At 55.8% G+C, this 23,075-nt stretch carries 20 protein-coding genes; 11 read left to right on the forward strand and 9 right to left on the reverse strand.

What is annotated here, in order from left to right; genetic code table 11:
• Positions 1-26: 26 nt before the first annotated feature.
• Positions 27-2,006 (reverse strand): bifunctional 2',3'-cyclic-nucleotide 2'-phosphodiesterase/3'-nucleotidase, encoded by a 1,980-nt coding sequence (locus I9188_RS14000; RefSeq protein WP_209506792.1) that lies wholly within the window; start codon positions 2,004-2,006, stop codon positions 27-29.
• Positions 2,007-2,550: 544 nt separating this feature from the next.
• The gene (locus I9188_RS14005; protein ID WP_209506793.1) at positions 2,551-3,462 is read right to left on the reverse strand and encodes a PhzF family phenazine biosynthesis protein; all 912 of its coding nucleotides are present in this window, start codon (positions 3,460-3,462) and stop codon (positions 2,551-2,553) included.
• Positions 3,463-3,591: 129 nt separating this feature from the next.
• Here I9188_RS14005 and I9188_RS14010 point away from each other — a divergent pair, with 129 nt between their 5' ends.
• Together I9188_RS14010 and I9188_RS14015 are read left to right on the forward strand one after the other, a co-directional pair.
• Positions 3,592-4,494, forward strand: a complete 903-nt coding sequence (locus tag I9188_RS14010) for a LysR family transcriptional regulator (protein WP_209506794.1) — start codon at positions 3,592-3,594, stop codon at positions 4,492-4,494.
• A 154-nt stretch (positions 4,495-4,648) separates the two neighbouring features.
• Entirely contained in the window at positions 4,649-4,981 is a 333-nt protein-coding gene (locus tag I9188_RS14015; protein WP_209506795.1) for a YegP family protein, read from the forward strand.
• Positions 4,982-5,179: 198 nt separating this feature from the next.
• On the opposite strand, the gene I9188_RS14020 is transcribed toward I9188_RS14015, so the two are convergent.
• Together I9188_RS14020 and I9188_RS14025 are read right to left on the reverse strand one after the other, a co-directional pair.
• A complete protein-coding gene (locus I9188_RS14020; RefSeq protein WP_209506796.1) occupies positions 5,180-6,832 on the reverse strand; it encodes a pyridoxamine 5'-phosphate oxidase family protein in 1,653 nt (550 codons plus the stop codon).
• Positions 6,833-6,905: 73 nt separating this feature from the next.
• Positions 6,906-7,526, reverse strand: a complete 621-nt coding sequence (locus I9188_RS14025; RefSeq protein WP_209506797.1) for a glutathione S-transferase — start codon at positions 7,524-7,526, stop codon at positions 6,906-6,908.
• A 171-nt stretch (positions 7,527-7,697) separates the two neighbouring features.
• Between I9188_RS14025 and I9188_RS14030 the strand changes: the two genes are divergently transcribed.
• Positions 7,698-8,585 carry a LysR family transcriptional regulator gene (locus I9188_RS14030; RefSeq protein ID WP_209506798.1) on the forward strand — a complete coding sequence of 296 codons (888 nt, stop codon included), beginning with the start codon at positions 7,698-7,700 and terminating at the stop codon, positions 8,583-8,585.
• A 129-nt stretch (positions 8,586-8,714) separates the two neighbouring features.
• On the opposite strand, the gene I9188_RS14035 is transcribed toward I9188_RS14030, so the two are convergent.
• Genes I9188_RS14035 through I9188_RS14050 form a run of 4 tightly spaced genes read right to left on the reverse strand, consistent with a single transcriptional unit; the run spans position 8,715 to position 11,825 of the window.
• Positions 8,715-9,488 (reverse strand): ABC transporter permease, encoded by a 774-nt coding sequence (locus I9188_RS14035; RefSeq protein WP_209506799.1) that lies wholly within the window; start codon positions 9,486-9,488, stop codon positions 8,715-8,717.
• On the reverse strand, positions 9,485-10,237 hold the full coding sequence (locus I9188_RS14040) for an ABC transporter permease (protein ID WP_209506800.1): 753 nt from the start codon (positions 10,235-10,237) through the stop codon (positions 9,485-9,487). The genes I9188_RS14035 and I9188_RS14040 overlap by 4 nt, the downstream gene beginning before the upstream one ends.
• Before the next feature lie 8 nt (positions 10,238-10,245).
• Positions 10,246-11,019, reverse strand: a complete 774-nt coding sequence (locus tag I9188_RS14045; protein WP_209506801.1) for a transporter substrate-binding domain-containing protein — start codon at positions 11,017-11,019, stop codon at positions 10,246-10,248.
• A 29-nt stretch (positions 11,020-11,048) separates the two neighbouring features.
• Complete coding sequence (locus I9188_RS14050; RefSeq protein ID WP_209506802.1) at positions 11,049-11,825, reverse strand: ATP-binding cassette domain-containing protein; 777 nt, start codon at positions 11,823-11,825, stop codon at positions 11,049-11,051.
• A 95-nt stretch (positions 11,826-11,920) separates the two neighbouring features.
• On the opposite strand from I9188_RS14050, the gene I9188_RS14055 reads away from it, so the two are divergent.
• The 7 genes from I9188_RS14055 to I9188_RS14085 all read left to right on the forward strand — a co-directional run bounded on the left by I9188_RS14055 (position 11,921) and on the right by I9188_RS14085 (position 20,839).
• Positions 11,921-12,559 (forward strand): TetR/AcrR family transcriptional regulator, encoded by a 639-nt coding sequence (locus I9188_RS14055; protein ID WP_209506803.1) that lies wholly within the window; start codon positions 11,921-11,923, stop codon positions 12,557-12,559.
• 8 nt (positions 12,560-12,567) lie between these two features.
• Positions 12,568-13,755, forward strand: coding sequence for a pyridoxal phosphate-dependent aminotransferase (locus tag I9188_RS14060; RefSeq protein ID WP_209506804.1), 1,188 nt, complete (start codon positions 12,568-12,570; stop codon positions 13,753-13,755).
• Positions 13,752-15,350: a 5-guanidino-2-oxopentanoate decarboxylase gene (locus I9188_RS14065; RefSeq protein ID WP_209506805.1), complete on the forward strand. Its 1,599-nt coding sequence runs from the start codon at positions 13,752-13,754 to the stop codon at positions 15,348-15,350. Before I9188_RS14060 ends, I9188_RS14065 begins: the two co-directional genes overlap by 4 nt.
• 15 nt (positions 15,351-15,365) lie before the next feature.
• Entirely contained in the window at positions 15,366-16,148 is a 783-nt protein-coding gene (locus tag I9188_RS14070; RefSeq protein WP_209506806.1) for an arginine deiminase family protein, read from the forward strand.
• A 405-nt stretch (positions 16,149-16,553) separates the two neighbouring features.
• Positions 16,554-17,573 carry a putative 2-aminoethylphosphonate ABC transporter substrate-binding protein gene (locus I9188_RS14075; protein WP_209506807.1) on the forward strand — a complete coding sequence of 340 codons (1,020 nt, stop codon included), beginning with the start codon at positions 16,554-16,556 and terminating at the stop codon, positions 17,571-17,573.
• A 132-nt stretch (positions 17,574-17,705) separates the two neighbouring features.
• Positions 17,706-18,821, forward strand: a complete 1,116-nt coding sequence (locus I9188_RS14080) for a putative 2-aminoethylphosphonate ABC transporter ATP-binding protein (protein ID WP_209506808.1) — start codon at positions 17,706-17,708, stop codon at positions 18,819-18,821.
• Positions 18,818-20,839 carry a putative 2-aminoethylphosphonate ABC transporter permease subunit gene (locus I9188_RS14085; RefSeq protein ID WP_245220606.1) on the forward strand — a complete coding sequence of 674 codons (2,022 nt, stop codon included), beginning with the start codon at positions 18,818-18,820 and terminating at the stop codon, positions 20,837-20,839. The genes I9188_RS14080 and I9188_RS14085 overlap by 4 nt, the downstream gene beginning before the upstream one ends.
• A gap of 27 nt (positions 20,840-20,866) precedes the next feature.
• Here the strand turns inward: I9188_RS14085 and I9188_RS14090 are convergent, their stop codons facing one another.
• Positions 20,867-21,757: a LysR substrate-binding domain-containing protein gene (locus I9188_RS14090; protein WP_209506809.1), complete on the reverse strand. Its 891-nt coding sequence runs from the start codon at positions 21,755-21,757 to the stop codon at positions 20,867-20,869.
• Positions 21,758-21,877: 120 nt separating this feature from the next.
• Here I9188_RS14090 and I9188_RS14095 point away from each other — a divergent pair, with 120 nt between their 5' ends.
• Positions 21,878-23,065, forward strand: coding sequence for a 2-aminoethylphosphonate--pyruvate transaminase (locus tag I9188_RS14095; RefSeq protein WP_209506810.1), 1,188 nt, complete (start codon positions 21,878-21,880; stop codon positions 23,063-23,065).
• Positions 23,066-23,075 lie beyond the last annotated feature (10 nt).

Here is a 23,075-nt window from a genome sequence, read left to right on the forward strand (position 1 = left end):
ATTATCTAAGCAGCAAGCCGGTTAGATCAAAGTTTAATGCGGAAGGCTGCGAAACCGTCTGCGCCTTCCCCTGCGTCCTCGATTGTCACACCTTTGACATCGCCCATATAGTCGCGGGCTTTTGGACCGGTCTCGAACAACACAGTGGTGTCCGCCAGCGGCGAAAACGACCAGTTGGCATCCGCTTTGGGATCGATTGTGCCCTGTTCGACAATGTAGCGCACAATGACGTCGCGGTTGGTGTCCGGTGCTTCGAACACGATCGTGTCGCCCAATGCGCCCGGGAACGCGCCGCCGCCTGATGCGCGGTAATTGTTGGTGGCAATGATGAATTCCATGTCGTCCGTGACAGGGGCCCCATTGAAGGCAAGGTTCACGATCCGGGCCGCATCGGGGTTCACCTCTTCACCCTTTGGTCCAAAGCGCGACGGCTGTGACAGGTCAATCTGATAGGTCACGCCGTCCATCACGTCGAAATTGTACGACGGGAACTCGGGGTTCAGAAGGATCGCATCCTTGGATCCGGCCTCGACCTGATTGAACATTCCGGCCGAGCGTTCCAGCCAGCCACGCACCTGCGCTCCGTTCACGCGAACAGCGCGGACCGTGTTTGGATAGAGGTACAGATCGGCCACGTTCTTGATGGCAACGTCCCCGACCGGGACATCGGTGTAATACTCCGGACCGCCTCGGCCGCCAGCCTTGAACGGTGCCGCTGCAGACAGGATCGGCAGCCCTTCATGCTCGGTGCCTTTCAGCATGTCTTCGACATACCATTTCTGCGCGATCGAGACGATCTGCACAGACGGATCATCCGCGACCAATGCGAAATAGCTGTGCAGAGGAGCCGAGGTCTTGCCGACCGCGCGCCGAACATAGGCGAGCGTTTCGTCATGAGCTTTCGCAACCGAATCCAGAACCTTCTGATCATCTTCGACCAGAGCGGTGATCGAGCGGTCTTCGTTGCGTTTGGAAATCGGTCGCGCCTCGGAGGTTGTGGTAACGACGCGCCATTCATTGCCGTCCCGTTCCAAAAGCAGGTCCAGCAGGCCAAGATGCGACCCCCAGAAACCGCCCATGACGGCAGGTTTGCCCATCAGCGTGCCTTTTTCCACATCGATCCCTGGGCGGTCAGCAAATGTCGGTGACGGGAAAACCAGGTGATTGTGGCCGGTGACCAGCGCGTCAATCCCGTCGACACCTGCCAGAACCACCGATGCGTTTTCCATGCCGTCTTCATGATCGGCACCCCCGATCCCCGAATGCGACAGGGCGATGATCAGGTCACATCCCTGTTCCTTCATCTCGGGCACATAGGCCTGAGCCGTCTCGACGATATCGCGGGCTTGAACATTACCCTCCAGGTGCCTGCGGTCCCAATTCACGATTTGTGGTGGGGTAAAGCCGATGACACCGATCCTGATAGGATGTTTGGTGCCGTCGCCCATCTCGATGTCACGGTCGAGAATAGCATAGGCCTGAACAAGGGTCTTGTCGTCACGCGGGTTTGCACCTTTTTCCTTGGCGACGTTGGCCAGAACAACAGGGAATTCGGCACCGGCCAAAGCCTTGTTCAGGAATTCCAGACCGTAGTTGAACTCGTGATTGCCCAGCGTCGCGGCATCATACCCGACCGTATTGAAGGACGTGATGATGGGATGGCTGTCGCCGTCCTTCATGCCGCGCTCATAAGCGATGTAGTCACCCATCGGGTTGCCTTGCAGGAAATCGCCGTTGTCCACCAAGAGCGAGTTTTTCGCCTCAGACCGGATTTCGTTGATGATCGACGCTGTGCGGGACAGGCCCACCGTGTCACGGGGTTTGTCCGAATAGTAATCGTAAGGGAACACATGGACATGGATGTCGGTGGTTTCCATGATGCGCAGATGTGCCTGATTATTGGCCGCCGCCACCGAAAACGGGTGCAGGGTAATTGCCGCCGCACCAGCGGTTGTCGTGGCGAGGAACCGGCGTCGCGAAATTGTAGAACGGCTGGAGAAAGACATGGGTCACCTTTCAGGTTTGTTGGTCAACGCGCCTTCTTGCCGGAGATTCGAAACAACCGTATGAACGGGGTGCCAGCGCGTCTGACGCGTCATGTGTAGGCGGTATTGTTTGGTACAATACCCCAACTTCCCGTACATGATAAGGCGTGGCAGAAGGGGAACCGGGGCTAGCGATTGCTGGATCCAGCCAGAACCGGGAAGGTCCGGACCGATGAACGGTAACTCAGAGTCATAGAACATAGAAAAGCAGGCCTTGGGCAACACACTAATGTTGGCACAACACCACATCGCGCTCCTCGTCTCGGAGGCCTTCCGGGGCGATCTTGGCGTATACCTCGGAGGAGTGAGATACCTCCAGTTTCCGAGCCACCTGCCTTGGTCAATTTGTGTTGTCAGATTTCGACGTCAGCGGGCGACAGCAGGCCAAGATTACAGCTGCAAAAACTCACGGCGAATAACTGGCGGGGCACTCCAGAAAGGGTAGGGGGCGTCTGCACCCCTTCCAACAACAGCGACGTTGATGCCGCACAAAACGCGGTCCGCGTCAAACTGAAATTTGAAGGGACTTCATAACTTTTCCATGCCCGCCGGCCATAAGGCCGGTGATCGCGCCGTCACAAACTTCGAGTTCAACCTGAATCAAACTAGGCGAGGGGGTGTCCATGAACATGCCCTGTTCAATCAGAAATCCGTGCTGACGGCGGTGGCCCAGGTCGTGCAGGACACAGGCCAGCGGCCCTGCGGCCATTCCCGTCGCGGCCTCTTCATCGATTGCGTAACGGGGGGCAAACATGCGTGCGGTAGCGTCGCGTCCGTCCAAGCATTGGGCCGTTGTGAACACGTAATATCCGATCAGGTCCAGACGGTCGCTGATCGTTTTGATCTGCTCGAAATCGGGTTTGATCGAAGCCAGGGTTTCCCTGTCGGCAACTCCGATCACGACAAAACTGTTGCCGGTATTTACCAGGACGGGCGGCATTTCTTGATCCAGATTGCTCGGGGACAACCCCAGAGAACCCAAAACGTCCTGCAAACTGACACACTGAGAGGTCCAATCTTCAGGCGTTTCATATCTAGGGGCCAATTGTTCCATAAACGCGGCACCATCCTTGATCATGATCCGGCGGGGGCCGTCTACAGTTTCTTTTGAGGTTTCGGGATCAGGAATACGCCCAAGTGCATCCAGATGGGAAAAAGCGGCAATGGTCGCATGACCGCAATGCGCGATCCTGCGGTTCGGGGTGAAGAAGTCCAGTTTGAAACCCTCGGTCGCAGATTGCGAGACAAAGGCGGTTTCGGAAAGGCCAACCTGTGACGCGATCTTCAGCATCTGCGCTTCTGTTAACCCGTCGGCGTCCAGGACAACCCCGGCAGGGTTGCCGCCTACTCCGTTGTCCACAAAACCGTGCACGATCTGAACAGTCACGTTATGGTCGATGGCTTGGCTTGTATTCATGGCGTTTCTCCCATTTCTTGCGGGCGCTTTTGCTTTGTTAAAGTGTCTTCGCCTGAGACGTAGTGTGTTTCAACAGTCAGCAGAATAATGGTATGTTTGAATTTGTTATTTACAATTTTGGAATAATGCATGGACAAGTTTCGCGCGCTTCTGGTCTTTTCGAAAGTAGCCGACCTGGGTGGCTTTGCTGCTGCTGCGCGCAACCTGAACATGTCGCCGCCGGCTGTGACGCGCACTATCTCGATGCTGGAGCGGGATCTTGGCATCCGGTTGTTCGTAAGAACGACGCGATCTGTCATGTTGACCGAGAGCGGGCGCAGATTTCTGGAAGATGCCAAGCGTATTCTCGTTGATCTGGAACAGGCGGAAAACGCTGCGGTCGGGACCTATTCGGAACCCAAAGGATTGCTCAATCTCACTTCGTCCGTATTGTTTGGCAAATTGTTCATCACGCCAATTCTTGCGGATTTTCTGGAGCGCTATCCAAAAATCGAGGCGCAAACACTTTATGTAGACCGGGTCGTGAATTTAATCGACGAAGGTGTGGATGTTGGTGTCAGGATTGGTCCGCTCGCGGATTCCAGCCTTATGGCAGTGCGTTGTGGTTCAGTCAGACAGGTCGTTTTTGCAGCACCCGAATACCTTGAACGGGCAGGTGAACCCGAAAGACCGGAAGATCTGAACGGTCATGTACTGATCAATTCTCAGCCCCTGTCACCGTCGGGCCAATGGCAGTTTGATCAACTGGGCAAACCGAAACTTGTGCGTGTTCATCCACGGGTCAGCATGAATACCAACGATGCCGTGATCGAGATGGCGCTTCGCGGTCAGGGTCTGGCCCGGCTTTTGTCTTATCAAATCGCACCGTATCTGGCGGACGGACGACTCAGTGCTGTGTTATCTGATTTCGAACCGGCTCCTGCGCCGGTTCACATCGTGCACCACGAAGGGCGGATGGTGTCCGCAAAAGTTCGCGCGTTTGTCGAATTTGCCGCAAGTCGCCTGAAGCGTGAGGCAGCATTGGAATACTGAAGCATCGCATCTCGACCCACCACTCTTACCGTTTTTCGAGGAAATTGCTGTGTCGGCAGGCGAATGAAAGTGTCATCTTTTTTCTTGAGACGTTTGTGTAATTATAGGAATGTCTTCGAAAAATTTGATCGTAGAAAAAGGGAGTTGACGTCAAATGGCTGGAAAGTTCGAACTATACAAAGATAAGGCCGGTGAATTTCGGTTTCGCCTGAAAGCGGGGAATGGTGAAACCATTCTGGCCAGTGAAGGATATGTTCAGAGGGCAAGTGCCACGAACGGGATCGAGTCTGTTAAGAAAAACGCGCCGGATGACAGTCGGTATGAACGCAAGGAAACCAAGTCCGGCGGCCATATGTTCAACTTGAAGGCAAGCAATGGTCAGGTCATCGGCACCAGTGAAAGCTATACCAGCGCTTCAGGGCGGGATAACGGGATCGATTCCGTCAAACGGAATGCACCAGACGCACGTGTCGACGATCTGACCTGACTTGACGCGGCTGCTCTGCGTAGTTTCTGAATGTGCGGGCTGCGGCGGCGAAGTGCGATAGTGCAGCTCGCCGCCCAAAAGCCAAGACGCCTGTTGGCCGGCATAGTTATTACCTACACGCGTCACATCAGGGAATGCTCACTTACCCTTGACCTCATAGGCTGACTTTCACGAACACTTGAGGATCGTGAAAGATCGTCAAACTGGGCCAAAACTTTCGGTGTGAATTTGGTCTGCAGGGACGCCCCGGCGTTCCAGACCTGCCTGTATCTCGGCCATAAAATTGACAGGGCCGCATAGAAAATAATGCGCGCTGGCATCGTCGATCAGGTGCGCCACAAGTGCCCCGTCGACACGGCCATGCGTGTCATAGTTCACTCCGAACTCATCCTCTGACGTTGGTTGGCTGTAGGCCACATGCGACGTGATCCCCGACCGCCTGGACGCCAGATCGTGAACTTCACCGGCCATAGGATGGTGTTGACCGTCCCGAGCACCGTGGATGAACCAGACAGGGCGATTGCCACGCTCGCCTGCAACCTTATTCAGAATGCTTAACATCGGTGTGATACCAACACCTGCGCTGACCAGAACCAATGGGCACCGGTCGCATGTCATTGCGAAATTACCCGCAGGCCGACGGCTATTGATGATTGCGCCTGGCTCTAAATGATCGTGCAGAAATTGCGAGGCTATCCCCTGTGGCTCACGCTTGACCGTGATCCGATAGCGATGCTTGTTCGGTCCGTTGCTGAGCGAATAGGTACGGCGCACCGGTTCGGCGATCCCTGGAACTTTAAGCTCGATTGGCAGGTGTTGGCCGGGCTCGAACCCGGCTAGCGGGCCACCATCGCGGGCTTTGAAAACGAATGAGGTGACATCGACGCTTTCACGGGTCTTTTCGATCAGGCGGAGCGACCGGACTGAATCTGCATCCGAAGTCCATCTGAGGGTGACTGCCGCACGCGTTTCCACTACTTCGTCAATCTCCAGCGTCACCAGACGGCGCGCGCCAGGGACCTGTGTAACTTCGTCACTGTCCCAGTCGATTGTGGCAGTGCCGGTCAGTTGCAGCAAGCTGCCGCTTTCGAAATCGACGAACAGAAATCCTGCCTTTGGGTCGAGCAACAGGTTGCCGATTGTGTTGAAGTGGTTATTGCCGGCATAGTCGGGAAACCGCAGTCGCCGGTTGTCCAGAACCTGCACGAAACCGCGGTCGCCACCGCGATGGGACGCATCCATTCCATAGGTCGGGCTTTCGCCCTCTTTGCGGTAGCCGCTGGCGATAAAGAAAGTGTCGGCTGTTTCGACCCACCGGACCTGATCCGACGTCAAATATTGGTTGCGCGACATTGGTCCGGGCCTAGAATCTTCAACCCGGTGCCACGCACGTTCGCGGATGTATTGAGGGCAGTTGCCAAAGGTCTGGTCAACGTGAAAGTCAAAACCTGTTGGAGTGACGCGTCCGGCGCGACCATTGATACGGTTGCGCCGACGCGTGGCCAACTCAATACCCAGGATGCCAATATCACTTTTGGGGTGAATGGTACCGTGCAACGCGTCACCTTGGGTCGGCAAGGCGGTTATGGAAAGCGTTTTGTTGTCTGGTGCAGTGACGAATCCGTCTGGCCCTTCCAATAGCGTGACCCATGGTCGACCTTGCGCATCACGCGCGGCCATCACAAGAAACGGCAGGGCGGTATGAAAATCCCGATGCTGTTCGGGCATGTGGTCGCGGACAACTTTCCGCGCCCAGTGTTCAATATCGCGGACACCCATCCGCGCCTGCGCCATGTATTCGCCCCGATGAAAAGGGGAGGTGCTGCTATCGCTGGGTTCGATGGGTGACATGGGATCTCTCTTCTGATGCGGTGCATGGAAGTGCATCGCGCGCCCGGCCGTCAGGGCCGGGCGCGCGTTGGTGTCAGGCGGCGAGGCCGACCTTGGTGCTTTGCATGGCCACAAAGCCGGGCAACGCCTCAACCCGGGCCAGTAGGGCGCGGATATTGGGATAATCATCCAGTGAAACATTCCCCTCAGGCGCATGGGCCGTATAGCTGTAGATCGCGACATCAGCGATGGATGGGCTGGTTCCGACCAGCCAGTCGCGTCCGTTCAAATGCGCCTCAAGCCGGTCAAAGGCGGATTTGGCGATGGCCTTGGCACGTTCTGCATCCAGTTGAGCACCAAAGACGGTGATCAATCGCGCTGCCGCTGGGCCGTAGGCGATGTCGCCGGCGGCCAGCGACAAGAACTTCTGAACCTCCGCCTCGCGCACCGGGTCAGTCGGTAACCAGTCAGGCGCGTATTTCCGCGCAAGGTACACGAGTATAGAATTGGAGTCGGCGATCACAATTTCACCGTCCTCAATCACCGGCACCTGCCCGGCAGGGTTCAGGGAAAGAAACGGCTCTTTCTTGTGTTCGCCAGACAGCAGGTCGACATCGATCAAATCGTGATTGATGCCGCCAAGTTTGGCGAATAGTTCCACCCGGTGTGAATGCCCGGACAATGGATGACGGTGGATTCGGATGGCGTTTGGCATGTCTGCTTCCTTTCGGAGGAGTTTCTTGGGAGTGAACTGACGATGTGGGTCAGCGATCACTGGCTAGAACATGGCAAAACCATTTCCGGTTATAATCCTGCATTTCATTCAGTAACTATGAACGAATTGGGTATAATAGGGCGTACATCAACCTGACGAAGGAGCGCTGCGTTGGATACAATTGACACGATGCGGGCATTTATGGCCGTCGCTCATGACGGCTCGTTCACTGCCGCGGGGCGGCGGCTGGGCCTGTCTACAAGACTGGTCAGCAAGTATGTTGCCCAGTTGGAGGCAAAGCTATCGACGCAGTTGTTCAACCGGACAACCAGAAGCGTTTCGTTGACGGACGTCGGTATCGCGTACCTTGAACGCTGTCGTCCGATCGTGGAACAAATCGACGAACTGGAGGACCTTGTTCAGGAACGGCAATCGGCGCTGGCCGGGCCGATCCGAATAACCGCACCAACCGGGTTCGGCAGCATCAACCTGACACAGGCTTTGGCCTTGTTCCTGCGGGCGCATCCCAAGGTCGATATTGACCTTAAACTGTCGGACTCGCGCGTGGCACTTGTTGAAGAGGGGTTCGATCTTGCCATTCGGATCGGAGTGTTGCGGGATTCGACCCTGATTGCACGGAAGCTGTCGGATATGCCGCTGATCGTTTGCGCGTCGCCTGATTATCTGGCGGAGAGGGGCCGTCCGGGTGATCCGATGGCACTGGCTACACATAACTGCCTGATTGACGAAAACCCGGCCGACGCAACAGCATGGAGGTTTCGGGCCGGGACAAGGGATATTGCGGTCAAGGTGGCCGGGATGTTTCATGCCAATGCCCCGGCGGCGATTGCCAACATGGCGATTGCCGGGCTGGGTATCGCGCGTTGCCCGCACTATGTGATTGCCCGCAGTCTGGAAGAGGGTACCCTGGAGCACTTGTTTCAGGACTATGAAACGGAAAACTTCGGCCTCTATGCGCTCTATCCACCCAATCGTCATCTGACGACCCGGGTGCGCGCGTTGATTGATTTTCTGGCGCAGCATTTTCGTTCAGGCTGAGGCTTCGCACCTGAACCAGGAGGTAAAACCCAGTTACAAAACTCGCGCTGCGCTCCCAGCAGGTTGCGTTGTTTGTGTCTGCACTTATTCTGAATGCAGCAAGTTTCGGTTCACTGTTTTTGAGGCTGGTTACCGCGCGGGCACCTGCAACTCTATGTGCCGGAACAGCAGAGAAATGAGGCCCGCGATGATCAGGTAAATTAGCGCCAACAGCAAAAGCGGCTCGTATACCACGAACGTATCCGCTCGAACTCTGGAAGACACGGCGTAAATTTCAACCACGGTAATGGTCGCGACCAGCGGGGTTGCCTTTAGCTGCAGGATGGTCTCGCCACCGAGGGTCGGCAATACACTGCGAATAGCTTGAGGAAGCCAGATCCTGCGAAACATCGTAAAGCGCGGCATGCCAAAGGACTGCGCCGCTTCAAGCTGGCCTTTTTTTACACTGGCGAATGCGCCGCGCATGATCTCGCCCTCATAGCCTGCGTAAGATAGGGTAAGAGCCAAAACTGCATAGGGCCAGGCCTGCCTTAGATAGGGCCACAGTTCGCTGCCGCGTATCCACGGGACTTGAGGGAAGAGTGATCCAAGCCCGTAGTACAAAAGCCAAATTTGTAAGAGGATCGGCGTGCCTCGAATGATGGTGCAAAACACGCGCGCCGGGACCGACAGATACCAGGGCCCAATCGCCTGCGCGAGGCCAAGCGGGATCGCCAGTAGAAACCCGAGCACTGTGGTGACGACAAGCAGCCAGATGGTTCTCCACAACCCTTCCAGTGCCAGCGGTGCATAGGTCGGAATCCAATCCCATCGTAACGAGAGAGCGCACCAGATTACGAACGCCGCAAACAGGGCCATCAGCACGATCCGGTGCGGTTGCATGAGTGCCCGCCAGTTCATCATCGGCTTGCTCCCTTCAACGAAGGTTGCCCGCGGCGGGCCCATTTCTCGATCCGGCCAAACACGACGCCGGAACACAGGGTGACGATCAAATAAAGCGCACCGGCAGCAAGGAAGAACGTGAAATATGCGCGAGTGCTTGCAGCGGCCTGGCGTGTTTCCAGCGTTAGTTCGCTGAAACCAACGATGGCAAGCAAAGCAGTGTCTTTAGTGGCGATCAGCCAAAGATTGGCCAGCCCCGGTGTGGCAAAGGACATCATCGCGGGGATCGTGACACGCCGCATAAGCTTGAATGGCGGCATACCAAAGGATCGCGCCGCCTCAATCTGCCCTGAGGGTACCGCCTGGATAGCCCCACGCAACACTTCGGTCGCATAAGCCCCCTGAACGATGCCCAATACCCAGATACCAGCTACAACGCCGCTGATTTCAACCCGGCCATAACCCATTGCCTGTGCGGCCTGATTGATCAGGTCGGTCCCTACATAGTAGAGGATCAGGATAAGCACCAGTTCAGGTACGGCGCGCATCACGGTTGTGTATATGGCGAGAAGGTCACGGGTGACCGGTCCGCCATATAGTTTCCCATAGGCCCCGAAAAGCCCGATGATCAGTCCGAAACCGAACGCGCCAAGTGCGATCTGCAACGAGTGAACGAGGCCACGCAGGAGATTACCGCCCCAACCCGGAGGGGTTAGGGACAGCAGCTCCAAGCTTTGGGCAAGCCCCAGGCTTTCGAGGAGCGCTTCCACGACGAAGCTTATTCGCTGTAGATGCTGGTCGTGAAATAGCGCGAGGTAATTTCCTCATGCGTACCGTCGGCAAGAATTGCCGCGATTCCCGCATTCAGTTTTTCACGCAGCGCGTCGTCACCCTTGCGAACACCGGCGCCGACGCCACGGCCCAGAATTGCCACGTCGTTCGCAACCGGGCCCTTGATTTCGCAGCAGGCACCGGTGTCGGTTGCGACAAAGTCAGCCATGGCAATGCTGTCCGCTTGAATCGCGTCGATCCGACCGGCGAACAAGTCCTGATTGGCCTCGTCCTGGGTTTGGTAAACTCGGATTTCTGCGGCATCTTTGAAGTGTTCGTTCGCATAGGCCTGGTGGATGGTTGATGCCTGCACGCCGATGATCTTGCCAGCCAGAGATTCCGGCGTTGGTTCGATGTCCATCGACTTGTCGGCGACGATCACTGCCGGTGTGTTGTAGTAGGGATCGCTGAAATCGATGGTTTTCAGGCGCTCTTCGGTGATCGACATCGACGCCATCAGAGCGTCGATTTGCTGACCGGTCAGCGACGGGATGATGCCGTCCCAGGCAACCGGTGTGATCACGCAGTCAAGCTCGGCCGCGGAACAAACCGCGTCAATCACCTCGATTTCCCAGCCGACCCAGGTGCCCGAGGAATCGAGTGAGGCAAATGGGGGGTAGGGTTCGGCGGCGATCCCGATTTTAACTTCTTCTGCACTGACCGTTCCGGCGCTGAGCATTGTCGCAGCCACACCTGCTGCAATAAGGTTTCTTTTTATCATTTTAGTCTCCCTGTCATGATTTTGTTTACTCAGCCGACTGATTTCAGGAATTGCTTCAGCCGAGCGGATTTAGGATTATCAAAAAGCTCGTCAGGTGGCCCCTGTTCCTCGATTTTTCCTTCGAAAAGATACACAACGTGGGTCGCAACCTCACGCGCAAACTTCATCTCATGGGTCACTATCAACATGGTCCGGCCTTCGGCGGCGAGACCCCGAATGACGGTCAAAACCTCGCCGACCAGTTCGGGATCCAGCGCGCTGGTGGGTTCGTCAAACAACATCACACTGGGATCGACCGCCAGCGCGCGCGCAATCGCTGCACGTTGTTGCTGACCACCTGAAAGGAACGAAGGGAAGGTGTCGGCCTTGTCGCCCAAACCCACGCGCTCCAGCAGTTGATGCGCCCGTTTGATTGCCTGGTCACGCGGCACTTTCAAAACGTGAACGGGCACTTCGATGACGTTTTCCAACAAGGTGCGATGAGTCCAGAGGTTGAAGGCCTGGAATACCATCGCCAGCCGCGTGCGGATACGCTCAAGCTGACGCCGGTCTTTGGGCAACCCGTCAGGGCGCATCGCGATCGTTTCACCGTTTACAACGATCTCGCCAGAGCTAGGCGTTTCGAGGAAGTTGATGCAACGAAGGAACGTGGATTTTCCGGAACCGCTGCCTCCGATGATGGCGACGACATCGCCCTGATGGGCAGTGAGCGAAACGCCCTTGAGAACCTCAAGCGAGCCAAAAGACTTGTGCAAGTCAATGACCCGAATGGCCTCATCCGGCTTGGTCTCGGGGTCAACGTTCATTTGTTGTTTCCATCCCTATCCACCATTTTTTCCTTGCAGCTTTATCGATTCCCCACAATTATGCAACTGTATAATTATAATATCTGGAAAGAATAATGCCGGATCACGTAACAAAATTTAGGCGCGAACCAGCAGAGCAGCGTAAAGAGTCGTTGATTGAGGCTACGTTGTCTTTGATTGCCGAGCAGGGTTTGCAAGGGGCAACCGTTCGGGCGATTGCTGATCGGGCGAATGTGACTCAGGGTCTGATCCGGCATCATTTTTCTTCGAAAGAAGACCTGATTACAGCAGCTTACGACTATCATATGCGGCGAATGACCGCCATGACTGCCGCGCAGAGTGCTGAACCAAATGACTCCGCCAGATCACGGCTGGCGACGTTTGTAGTGACCGGGTTGACCCATCCCGTGGTCGACCCGGACTGGGTTTGTCTGTGGGCGGGGTTTCTGAATAAAACGCGCAAAGATACCAAAATGCAGGAAATCCACGAGCAGACCTACCGTGATTTCCGTGATCGGCTAGAGGCGCATATTTCAGATGCTCTGCAAGAGGCGGGTATGCCCCCAAAAAGCTGCCACCTAAGACGAATGGCCATCGCTTGCAACGCGGTGATCGACGGACTGTGGATGGAAGGTGGCGCCCTGCCAAGCGCTTTCAAAGCGGGCGAATTGCCAGAGATTGGGCTCGACTCAGTCGGATCAATCATCGGTTTGGACTTAACGGTTATTGAGTAGGATCGAAGATGAAAGAAACAGCGATAACCGAACGCCTGTCCGGGTTGGGTGGCGCAAAGTGGGAAGTGCATCTTGCAGCTCAACGCCGTGTTGCAGAAGGGCAGGACATCATCGAATTGACGATCGGTGAGCCTGACGTTCCAGCACCTACCAGACTTGTGGACGCGGCTGTGAACGCCCTGCATCAGGGTCGAACGACCTACTCGAGTGGACGCGGTGAAGCCGGGCTGCGTGCAGCATTGGCAGAGCGCTACTCCGATAGGTCCGGCCGGGCGATTTCCGATTTGCAAGTGTTGTGTTTCCCGGGGACCCAAACTGCGCTTTATGCCGTACTAATGGGTGTTGCGGAAACCGGTTGTGAAGTGCTGGTAGGTGATCCGATGTATGCGACCTATCAAGGTGTAATCCGCGCCAGTGGGGCGGACGTCGTGCCTGTTCCTCTGCGACCGGAGAATGGCTTTCGGATTGCTGCCGATGACATCGCCGCTCGCATCACCCCGAATACCTCTGCCATTTTGCTCACAACGCCACACAACCCGACGGGTTCGATCCTAACCAAGGCAGATCTGAATGCTATCGGGCAGCTGGCCATCGATCATGATCTCTGGATCATTTCAGATGAGGTCTATGAAGAGTTGGTTTTCGACGGAAACGAATTTGTTTCGCCCCTGTCCCTGCCAGAGTTGTCTGATCGGGTCATTGTGGTGTCATCCATATCAAAATCGCATGCCGCCCCTGGATTCCGCAGCGGATGGTGTATCGGCCCCGAGGCGTTTGCAGAACGCCTTTTGCCTCTGTCTGAAACCATGCTTTTCGGCAATCAACCCTTCATCGCGGACATGACCGAAATGGCCATTCGCGAGGGATCGGATGTCGCGGCAGGAATGGCGCAACGCTTTGCCAATCGCGCGCGCATCTTGCAGGACAGGTTGTCGACTGAAACGCGGCTGCGTGTTCATCGTCCTCAGGCCGGCATGTTCGCGATGATCGACGTTTCGGCGACCGGACTGAACGGCAACGATTACGCATTTCACCTGCTGGAACATGGCAAAGTGGCTGTAATGCCGGGCACATCGTTTGGCGACACAGTGGATGACTGGGTGCGTATCGCACTGACGGTGGATGACGCGGACTTTGCCACGGCTTGTGACCGGATCATCAATCACGTGAACCAGTTGCAGTTGGAGAACGCATGACAAGCATTGGTGAGGCGTTGGTGTCCCAACTGGTTGCGCGCGACGTAGATACTGTCTTTGGTATTCCTGGCGTACATACGGTCGAGCTGTATCGGGGGCTTGCATCCTCTGGTATCCGCCACGTCACCCCCCGGCACGAACAGGGCGCGGGGTTTATGGCGGATGGGTATGCCAGGGTGTCCGGTAAGCCCGGCGTTGCATTTGTTATCACTGGTCCAGGTTTGACAAATACACTTACTGCGATGGGGCAGGCCAGGGCAGATAGTGTTCCGATGCTTGTGGTCTCTGGGGTGAATACGCTGTCCAGCCTTGGTAAAGGTTTAGGACACTTACATGAGCTGCCGGATCAGAGGGCGATGGCGCGGACAGTCGCGTTGTGGTCCGAGCGTGTTGAGGGCTCGGATGATTTGCTTCCGGCCATGGATCGGGCCTTTCGGCCGTTCCAATCGGGACGCCCGGGGCCGACGCATATCGAAATTCCCTTGGATATTGCTGGGGATCAGTATGTTGAAACAACGGTAACGCCCGGATATCTGACCGAAAAACCAGAAGACATGGCGCTTATTGACAAAGCTGTCAGCCGATTGGCCGCAGCCAAGACTCCGGTGCTGTTAGTCGGTGGCGGTGCGTGTCGGGAAAGCGCGGCAATACGTTTTCTGGCCGAACGTTTGGATGCGCCGGTCGTGCAGACCGTAAATGCGCGCGGGCTGATGTATGGTCATCCACTCAGTGTGCCGGCAAGCCCAAGCCTTCAGGCTGTACGCGATTTGATTGAAGGATCAGACGCGGTACTGGCGCTGGGAACTGAGCTGGGGCAAACGGACTTTGACATGTACGCAACCGGAAACATGGCCAGTATGTCGTCCCTGATCCGGGTCGACCTCTGCCCCGACCAAATGCGTCGCCACGAAGCCGAAGTGGCAATTGTTGGCGATGCAGGCGTTGTAGCCGCTGCGATATTGGAAGCTTTGGGTCCTGCGACCGCATCCTTGAACGGTGCACGACGTGCCGAAGCGGCACGCCGCGGTGCTTTTGAGGAAATCGGTGCGGATATGCGCGCGCTTCACGACATTCTCGTTGCGATGCGCAGGGCCGTTCCAGACGCGATCATGGTAGGCGATTCCACTTATCCGATCTACGCGGGCAATCTCTACTATGACCATGATCGTCCTGGTGGTTGGTTCAATGCGTCGACCGGGTTTGGCGCACTTGGATACGGCATACCCGCAGCGATCGGCGCGGCGCTGGCAGCGCCGAATGCATCTGTGCTCTGTATCTCTGGCGATGGTGGGGCACAGTTCAGCCTGCCCGAGTTGATGACCGCAGTTGATGAAAACCTGCCGATTACTTTCGTTATTTGGAACAATCATGGCTATCAGGAAATTGCGACCTCGATGCAAGCTGTCGGGGTGACCGTTCTCGGGTGCGAACCAACGCCGCCTGACTTTGAAGGCGTGGCCCGCTCCTGCGGGATGCCGTTCTGGCGGATCGGGCCGGATGCAGCAGAGGTGGCGCAAGCTTTGACTGCTGCGCAGTCCCATGAAGGCCCACGACTTGTTGAAATCCGCGCACCTAATCAATCACACTCCTCATAAAAAGCGAGAACGGAAATGACTGACCCGACTTTTCAGTTTACGCGGGCGATTACGCGCCGCCCGGCTGCATCCATCACCATGGGTTTGCGTGCAGAAGATATCGGTACACCAGATTTGGACGGGATGCTGGCGGCACACGCACACTATGTAGCAACGCTGAAGAGCACCGGCGCCGAGGTGATTGAACTGTCTCCGCTGGATACGTTCCCGGATGCAGTGTTTGTCGAGGATACAACCCTTTGTCTGCCCCTGGGCGCCGTTATGATGCGCCCAGGGGCACCCAGCCGCATGGGGGAAGTGGCCGAGATGGAACCAACTATTCGCTCGGTTTACGACGAAGTGCACCGTATCAAAGGACCGGGTCATATTGAAGGCGGGGATATCCTGGTCACTGGCCGCGAAATCCTAGTTGGGCGTTCGGATCGCACGGACGCGGCTGGTGTTGCCGAACTGACCGACATCGTTTCGAAATGGGGCCACACCGTGCGTGAAGTGTTCACACCGCCGGGTGTACTGCATTTCAAAACGGATTGTTCTCTGTTGGATGGGGAAACCATCCTTTCAACCAAGCGTCTGGACGATTCAGGATGTTTCGAAGGGTACCGCGTTTTGCACGTAGCCGAAGGTGAGGAAGCAGCGGCGAACTCGATCCGGTTCAACGAGCTTGTGCTGGCCCCGGCTGGGTTCCCACGTACAGTAGAAATGTTGCGGAAAAACGGCTACGAGGTCGTAGAAATCAACAACACCGAATGTGCAAAACTGGATGGCGGAATGTCATGCCTATCTCTTAGATTCTGAAGGCTTTGCACGTTACTTTATCCTATGGCGATCGCAATTGTTGGTCCTGACAAAAAAGTCAGGGCCATCGGTTCAGAATTGAGTCATCTGATTTATTCGGCAACTACATCAAGTAGGCGTAAATCGCGTTCAGCTCCGAACACTTGGGATATAGTGGTCTTCCGGGATGTTTGTGGCGGAACCAATCTTGCCCATTCACGCTTCTGCTCACGCTCCCCCGCAAAACCTTGTCTGGTCTCTTTGAAATTCACAGTCAAATTGATCCATAGGGCTGGCTTATGGTTTTGAAGGTATAATCGATTTTTCTTGACACCTTATTCTGTCAAAATGCCAATGCTAAAATGTGAATGTAACGCCGCACAAGAATGGCGAACCTGCCGAACAATTCACCAACAGAGGAAAACAATGAAACACACCACATCATTTCTCGCAGCTTTGGCCGTCGGCGCACTGACGGCGACGGTAGCGGCATCGGAAACAGAATTGACAGTTTACACCGCCGTTGAGGCGGAGGATCTGGCACGATATGCCGAGACGTTCAATCAGAGTAACCCGGATATCAAGATCAACTGGGTTCGTGACTCGACCGGGATTATCACGGCGAAACTGCTGGCCGAGCGGGACAACCCTCAGGCGGATGTCATTTGGGGATTGGCAGCGACCTCTCTTCTGCTGCTGAAATCCGAAGGCATGCTGGAGCCTTATGCCCCGGCTGGCGTAGACAAGCTGGATGCGAAATTCGTCGATGGTGACAACCCACCTGCCTGGGTTGGCATGGACGCCTGGGTTGCCTCGGTCTGTTACAACACGGTTGAGGCGGAAAAGGCTGGGCTTAAGCCGCCCACCTCGTGGAAGGACCTGACTGATCCGATGTACAAGGATCAGGTCATCATGCCGAACCCGAATTCGTCTGGCACGGGTTTCCTTGATGTGTCCAGCTGGCTTCAAATGTTTGGCGAAGAAGGCGGCTGGGAATACATGGATGCGCTGCACGAGAATATTGCGCGCTACACCCATTCCGGCTCTAAGCCTTGCAAACTGGCCGCGGCAGGCGAGATCCCGATTGGCATTTCTTTTGCATTCCGTGGGGCGAAATCCAAAGCTGATGGTGCACCACTAGAGATCATTGTGCCTTCGGAAGGCGTAGGCTGGGACATGGAGGCAACCGCAATCGTTGCCGGTACCGCAAATCTGGAAGCCGCGCAGAAGCTGGTGGATTTCACTGTCACCAAAGAGGCCAACGAGATGTACAATACCGGCTATGCAGTCGTGGCGTATCCCGGCGTTGCAAAACCGGTTGAGCACTTCCCAGAGGGTCTTCTGGATGCGATGATCAACAATGATTTCGAGTATGCCGCCAACAATCGCGCGGCAATCCTGAAGGAATGGCAGTCTCGCTATGACGGAAAGTCTGAAGCGAAATAAACCCATTGGCAGGAGGGGCTTTTGTGCCTCTCCTGCAAGCCACTCTCTTGTTCCCACCAACAACACCAACTCACCCGGCGCGAACCGGCCAGGATCGGTCGTGCCCGAGGTGCAGATGTGAGGACCTCTCCCGTGCTTCAGAAAACACCACCCGGTGAACTGTATCTCAGCATCCAGAATTTGTGGAAAGCGTTCGGCAGCTTTCTGGCACTCAAGGACATCTCTCTTGAAATCAAAGAAGGTGAATTCATTTGTTTCCTTGGCCCGTCCGGCTGCGGCAAGACCACCTTGTTGCGGGCGATTGCCGGGCTGGATCTGCAGACCAAGGGTACGGTTATGCAGGATGGCAAAGACGTCTCCAACCTGCCTCCGTCCGAGCGCGATTTCGGGATTGTGTTCCAGTCCTATGCGCTGTTCCCGAACCTGACGATCGAAAAGAACATCGCATTTGGCCTTGAAAACACGGGCCGCAGCAAGTCGGATATCGCAGTTCGGGTGAGCGAGCTGTTGAACCTTGTTGGTCTGCCGGATCAGGGCAGGAAATACCCGGCACAATTGTCCGGTGGCCAGCAGCAGAGGATTGCGCTGGCCCGCGCCATTGCAACCAATCCCGGTTTGCTGCTGCTGGACGAACCCCTGTCGGCGCTGGACGCCAAGGTGCGCGTTCACCTGCGGCATGAGATCAAGGAATTGCAGCGCAAGCTGGGTGTGACCACCGTGATGGTGACGCACGATCAGGAAGAAGCGCTGGCCATGGCCGACCGCATCGTGGTGATGAACCACGGGGTGATTGAACAAGTTGGATCGCCCACGGAGATCTACCGCGAACCGGCCAACCTGTTCGTAGCCGACTTTATTGGTGAAATGAACCAGATCCAGTCGCAGGTCACCAAAGGCGGGCGGTTGAGCGTCGGGGAAAAGACCTTTGCCTGCCTCAGCCACACGTTCAATGATGGAACCCCGGTCATCGCGGCCATTCGCCCCGAAGACATCATCCCTCATGAAGCCGGTTATCTTGACACGGGCGGCAATCGGAACTGCATCGAGGTCACGCTCGATGAAATGGAGTTTCTGGGCTCATTCTGGCGCTGCCGCCTGAACAACGAGCGGTTCGGATCATCGGAACTGATCGCGGATTTTTCGATCAACGCCGTGCGTCGCCTTGAGTTGGAAGAAGGTCGCAGCATGGTGATCGAGCTTCCCGAGAACCGCCTGATGGCGTTTGACATTCCGGAGGCCGGGGCATGAGCACGATGTCGACCAATCAGGACACGTTGCCAGCTGGGCCGGATATCAGGCCTAGGCTCAGCCGCGATGACATCTTGATGCGCGGAAGCATGATGGTGATCGCGCTCTATCTGATTGTGACACTGGCGCTGCCACTTTACACGATGCTCTCCAAGTCCTTCTCGACCTACCGGGTCGAGCTGTCCCAGTATGAGTTTCAGGTCAGTGATGAAGCGGGTGTGTTTGACGGCACGATCCTGACGGCTGACGAACTGAACAGGCAATTGGGGGTGTATTCCGACACCGATCTGACAACCGGCTCGGACGGGCGTTTGCCGGTGACCGGGTTCTTTCCGGATTTCAGCTTTCGCAGCCCGGTCATGTACCAGATGCGGAACACGACGGAGGCCGGGCGCTTTCTGGTCGGGTCGACTTTGAACGAAGGCACCGATTGGGTCGAGCTTGATTCCAATACGTTCCGCCGGGTACAGATGCGACCGGTTCAAGCGCGGGGTCTGGGCAACTTCATCAACTACTTCTCAACCCCGGCCCTGTTCAACTCGATCAAGAATTCCCTTTGGATTTCGGTTGTCAGCACAATCGTTACGGTGACGCTGGCGTTCTGGTTTGCCTATGCGCTGAACCGAAGCTGCATGCGGTTCAAGGGGGCCTTTCGCCTGATTGCGATGGCGCCGATTCTGGTTCCCTCGCTGCTGCCGGGCATCGCGCTGGTCTACCTGTTCGGCAATCAGGGGATGATCAAGGAGTTGCTATTCGGCGCCAGTATCTATGGCCCCATAGGCATCGTGATCGGATCGGTCTTCTTTACCTTTCCACACGCGTTCCTGATCATATCGACCGCGCTCGCGATATCGGATGCGCGGTTGTACGAGGCCGCTGTCAGCTTGCGCTCTACCCCCTGGCGGACATTCTGGACCGTCACCATACCTGGCGCGCGCTATGGCCTGATTTCAGCAGCCTTTGTCGTGTTCAACCTGGTGATCACCGATTTCGGCCTGCCAAAGGTGATCGGCGGCCAGTTCAACGTGCTTGCCGTGGATATCTACAAACAGGTGATCGGCCAGCAGAATTTTGAGATGGGCGCCGTGGTCTCGGTGGTTCTGGTGATCCCCGCAATTCTGGCTTTTGGCATCGACCGGATGGTTCAGTCCAAGCAGGTGGCGCTGCTTTCTGCGCGTTCGGTTCCATATCAGGCAACGCCAAACCCGAAAACCGATCGCATATTCCTGATTTACTGCAGCTTGATCGGCCTGTTCATCGTTGGTCTTCTGGCCGTGTGTCAGTTTGCGGCGCTGATCAAATTCTGGCCCTACGATCTGAGCCTGAGCCTCAAGAACTACCAGTTCAACAAGATGGATGGCGGCGGCTGGGGGTCGTATTTCAACTCGATCAAACTGGCCTTCCTGACGGCGGTGATCGGCACAACGGTTGTCTTCTTCGGTGCGTATCTGGTGGAAAAATCGAACGGTTTCAAAACCGGGCGGTCGATCTTTCAGATGTTCGCCATGCTGCCGATGGCCATCCCGGGCATGGTTCTGGGGCTGTCGTATATCTTTTTCTTCAACAACCCGTCCAATCCGTTCAATGCGATCTACGGCACCATGGCGATCCTGGTGATTTGCACGGTGACGCATTTCTATACCGTATCGCACCTGACGGCGGTCACCGCTCTCAAGCAGATGGATAAAGAGTTCGAGTCGGTGTCAGCCTCTCTCAAACAGCCAACAATGAAGCTGTTTGCCCGTGTGACGGTGCCGGTCTGCCTGCCTGCGGTGCTGGACATCTCAATCTATCTGTTTGTCAACGCGATGACGACTGTGTCGGCGGTTGTGTTCCTCTACTCACCCAAAACCACACTCGCGTCCATCGCGGTGCTGAACATGGATGATGCCGGGGACATCGCACCCGCAGCTGCGATGGGCATGATGATCTTCTATACCAACGCAGCCGCCCGGATTGTCCACCTGATTGCGTCAAAAGGCATTTTGGCCCGCACACAGGCCTGGCGCAGCAGGTAAGCCCCACAAAACTCAAGTCCCCGCAGGTCACATATCAGCGGGGGTTTCTTTCTCCTTAAGCACCCGCTCAGCAAAGTCCATAAACGCCCGTATGATCTTGACGTCGCAACGCTGGGAAAGTGAGATCATGCTTTCACCCATTTGCAAGTTCACACCCTTCAATTTGATTTGCTGCAATCGATCATCGTGCCCGTATTCCGCCTGAGATACAAAACCGATACCCGCACCCGAGGCAACAAGCTCGCGAACGGCCTCTCGGCCTTCTGCAACGATCGCCGGGTTTAATCTGATGCCGTGTTTCTCGGCTGCATCCTCTAGTTTCTCGCGTGTTTTTGACCCGTGCTCTCTGAAAATCAGGGGCAATTCGGCCAACTCTTCCAGGGATAAGGTTGGTTTGGATGCCAAAAGCACGCCCTGGGCAGCAAAGGCCACAATTTCAGTGGACCCCAAATTCAATACGTCCATGTCCTTGCCAGGAGACAGGCTGCCTACAACACCGATTTCCGCATTGTAAGACCGAAGCTCCTCCAGGATTTCTTCGGTGTTGCCGGATCGTACGGTGATCGTGATTTTCGGATATTTCTTTTGGAATGCACCTAGAAAAGATGTCATGTGATGCGCTGAATCGGCAATGATCCTTAATTCTCCATCAATCGCGGCTTTGGTTTCAGAGAGATAATCCTCAATCTGATCTTCGATCTCGAAATACTGTTTCGTGAATCGATAAAGCTGTTCGCCTTCGGGCGTTAAGTTCACGCGTTTTCGTTCACGCTGGAACAACAACAGGTCGTGATCCTGTTCCAGTTTTCGAACCTGTTCGGAAATCGCTGGCTGGGTCAGATACAAAGCCTCTGCCGCACGGGAAAATCCACCATGTTTGGCCACGTAATGAAAAGCTTTCAACTGGCTGTGTCGCATAGCGGTTTCCTGAATATGAATGCATAGGCTGCGCTTATTAATGGATTGATAATTGCAATTTCACATATAGCAACCGTTACTGCAAATGTGTTCCTGAAAACGCTGTTCTGGAGCCTGGTAATGACGCCATCCATACCCAAAATTGAGCAACCGCGCCTTGGCGAACCCTACCTTCTGACACCCGGTCCTTTGACAACGTCCTACGCGGTCAAAGAGGCCATGCTACGCGATTGGGGAAGCTGGGATGACGATTTCCGCGCCATGACGCGGGAGGTGCGATCAAGCCTGCTGAACCTGCTTGGTGAAGGCGCTGACGAATTTGATTGTGTGCCGATGCAGGGCAGCGGATCGTTTTCTGTCGAGGCGATGCTGGCATCCTTTATTCCGCGGGACGGAAAGGCGCTGGTGTTGGCCAATGGTGCTTATGGGCAGCGTTCGGCCCAGACGTTGCAGTATCTGGGTCGTTATCATGTCGTATTGGACAAGGGCGATTACCTGCCTCCGAGGGGTGACGAGGTGGCGCGCATTCTCGCGGATGACCCGGACATCACGCATGTCGTCGCCATTCATTGCGAAACCAGTTCGGGCATCCTGAACCCAGTCGAGGAGATTTCAGAGGTCACATATGCCGCCGGGCGCAAGCTTTTGATCGACTCGATGTCCGCATTTGGAGCGATTGAGCTCAAACCCACTGAAATCCGATACGAGGCGATGGTGTCTTCGGCGAACAAATGCATCGAGGGCGTTCCGGGCTTTGGGTTCATCGTGGCGCGCAAATCCGAGCTGGAAGCCGCAAAAGGTAACAGTCATTCGCTGTCTCTGGATGTGCATGCCCAGTGGGCGCACATGAATAAAACGGGCCAGTGGCGGTTTACCCCACCAACGCATGTGGTCGCCGCCTTCATCGAGGCGCTTCGGGCGCACACCGCCGAAGGAGGTGTTGCAGGTCGCGGCGCCCGCTATACCCGCAACCGGGACGTCATGGTCGCCGGTATGCGTGAACTGGGTTTCGAGACGCTGCTGGATAATCGTTGGCTCAGCCCGATCATCGTCACGTTCTTCTGCCCGGCTGATGAGAAGTTCGTATTCGATCAGTTCTACAAACTGATGAAGGACAAGGGGTTCATTATCTACCCGGGCAAGCTGACCGTCGTTGACAGTTTCCGCGTCGGTTGCATCGGTCAGATGGACGAAGATGTCATGCGTAAAGTTGTGATCGCTGCAAAAGAATCTCTGGAAGAAATGGGCGTGACAAGCGCTGCTCCCCCTCTCCGGGCACTGGAAGAACGCGCCAAGTTGGCTGCATAAACATCAAGGA

Origin of the sequence: Ruegeria sp. HKCCSA071 (assembly GCF_017872555.1) — a bacterium.
Classification (GTDB): Bacteria; Pseudomonadota; Alphaproteobacteria; order Rhodobacterales; family Rhodobacteraceae; genus Ruegeria.

What these genes read in the sequence shown, in the direction of transcription:
- I9188_RS14000 (WP_209506792.1), bottom strand. Translation starts at nt 2,006, where the DNA reads ATGTCTTTCTCCAGCCGTTCTACAATTTCGCGACGCCGGTTCCTCGCC.
- I9188_RS14005 (WP_209506793.1), bottom strand. Translation starts at nt 3,462, where the DNA reads ATGAATACAAGCCAAGCCATCGACCATAACGTGACTGTTCAGATCGTG.
- I9188_RS14010 (WP_209506794.1), top strand. Translation starts at nt 3,592, where the DNA reads ATGGACAAGTTTCGCGCGCTTCTGGTCTTTTCGAAAGTAGCCGACCTG.
- I9188_RS14015 (WP_209506795.1), top strand. Translation starts at nt 4,649, where the DNA reads ATGGCTGGAAAGTTCGAACTATACAAAGATAAGGCCGGTGAATTTCGG.
- I9188_RS14020 (WP_209506796.1), bottom strand. Translation starts at nt 6,832, where the DNA reads ATGTCACCCATCGAACCCAGCGATAGCAGCACCTCCCCTTTTCATCGG.
- I9188_RS14025 (WP_209506797.1), bottom strand. Translation starts at nt 7,526, where the DNA reads ATGCCAAACGCCATCCGAATCCACCGTCATCCATTGTCCGGGCATTCA.
- I9188_RS14035 (WP_209506799.1), bottom strand. Translation starts at nt 9,488, where the DNA reads ATGATGAACTGGCGGGCACTCATGCAACCGCACCGGATCGTGCTGATG.
- I9188_RS14045 (WP_209506801.1), bottom strand. Translation starts at nt 11,019, where the DNA reads ATGATAAAAAGAAACCTTATTGCAGCAGGTGTGGCTGCGACAATGCTC.
- I9188_RS14050 (WP_209506802.1), bottom strand. Translation starts at nt 11,825, where the DNA reads ATGAACGTTGACCCCGAGACCAAGCCGGATGAGGCCATTCGGGTCATT.
- I9188_RS14055 (WP_209506803.1), top strand. Translation starts at nt 11,921, where the DNA reads ATGCCGGATCACGTAACAAAATTTAGGCGCGAACCAGCAGAGCAGCGT.
- I9188_RS14060 (WP_209506804.1), top strand. Translation starts at nt 12,568, where the DNA reads ATGAAAGAAACAGCGATAACCGAACGCCTGTCCGGGTTGGGTGGCGCA.
- I9188_RS14065 (WP_209506805.1), top strand. Translation starts at nt 13,752, where the DNA reads ATGACAAGCATTGGTGAGGCGTTGGTGTCCCAACTGGTTGCGCGCGAC.
- I9188_RS14070 (WP_209506806.1), top strand. Translation starts at nt 15,366, where the DNA reads ATGACTGACCCGACTTTTCAGTTTACGCGGGCGATTACGCGCCGCCCG.
- I9188_RS14075 (WP_209506807.1), top strand. Translation starts at nt 16,554, where the DNA reads ATGAAACACACCACATCATTTCTCGCAGCTTTGGCCGTCGGCGCACTG.
- I9188_RS14085 (WP_245220606.1), top strand. Translation starts at nt 18,818, where the DNA reads ATGAGCACGATGTCGACCAATCAGGACACGTTGCCAGCTGGGCCGGAT.
- I9188_RS14090 (WP_209506809.1), bottom strand. Translation starts at nt 21,757, where the DNA reads ATGCGACACAGCCAGTTGAAAGCTTTTCATTACGTGGCCAAACATGGT.
- I9188_RS14095 (WP_209506810.1), top strand. Translation starts at nt 21,878, where the DNA reads ATGACGCCATCCATACCCAAAATTGAGCAACCGCGCCTTGGCGAACCC.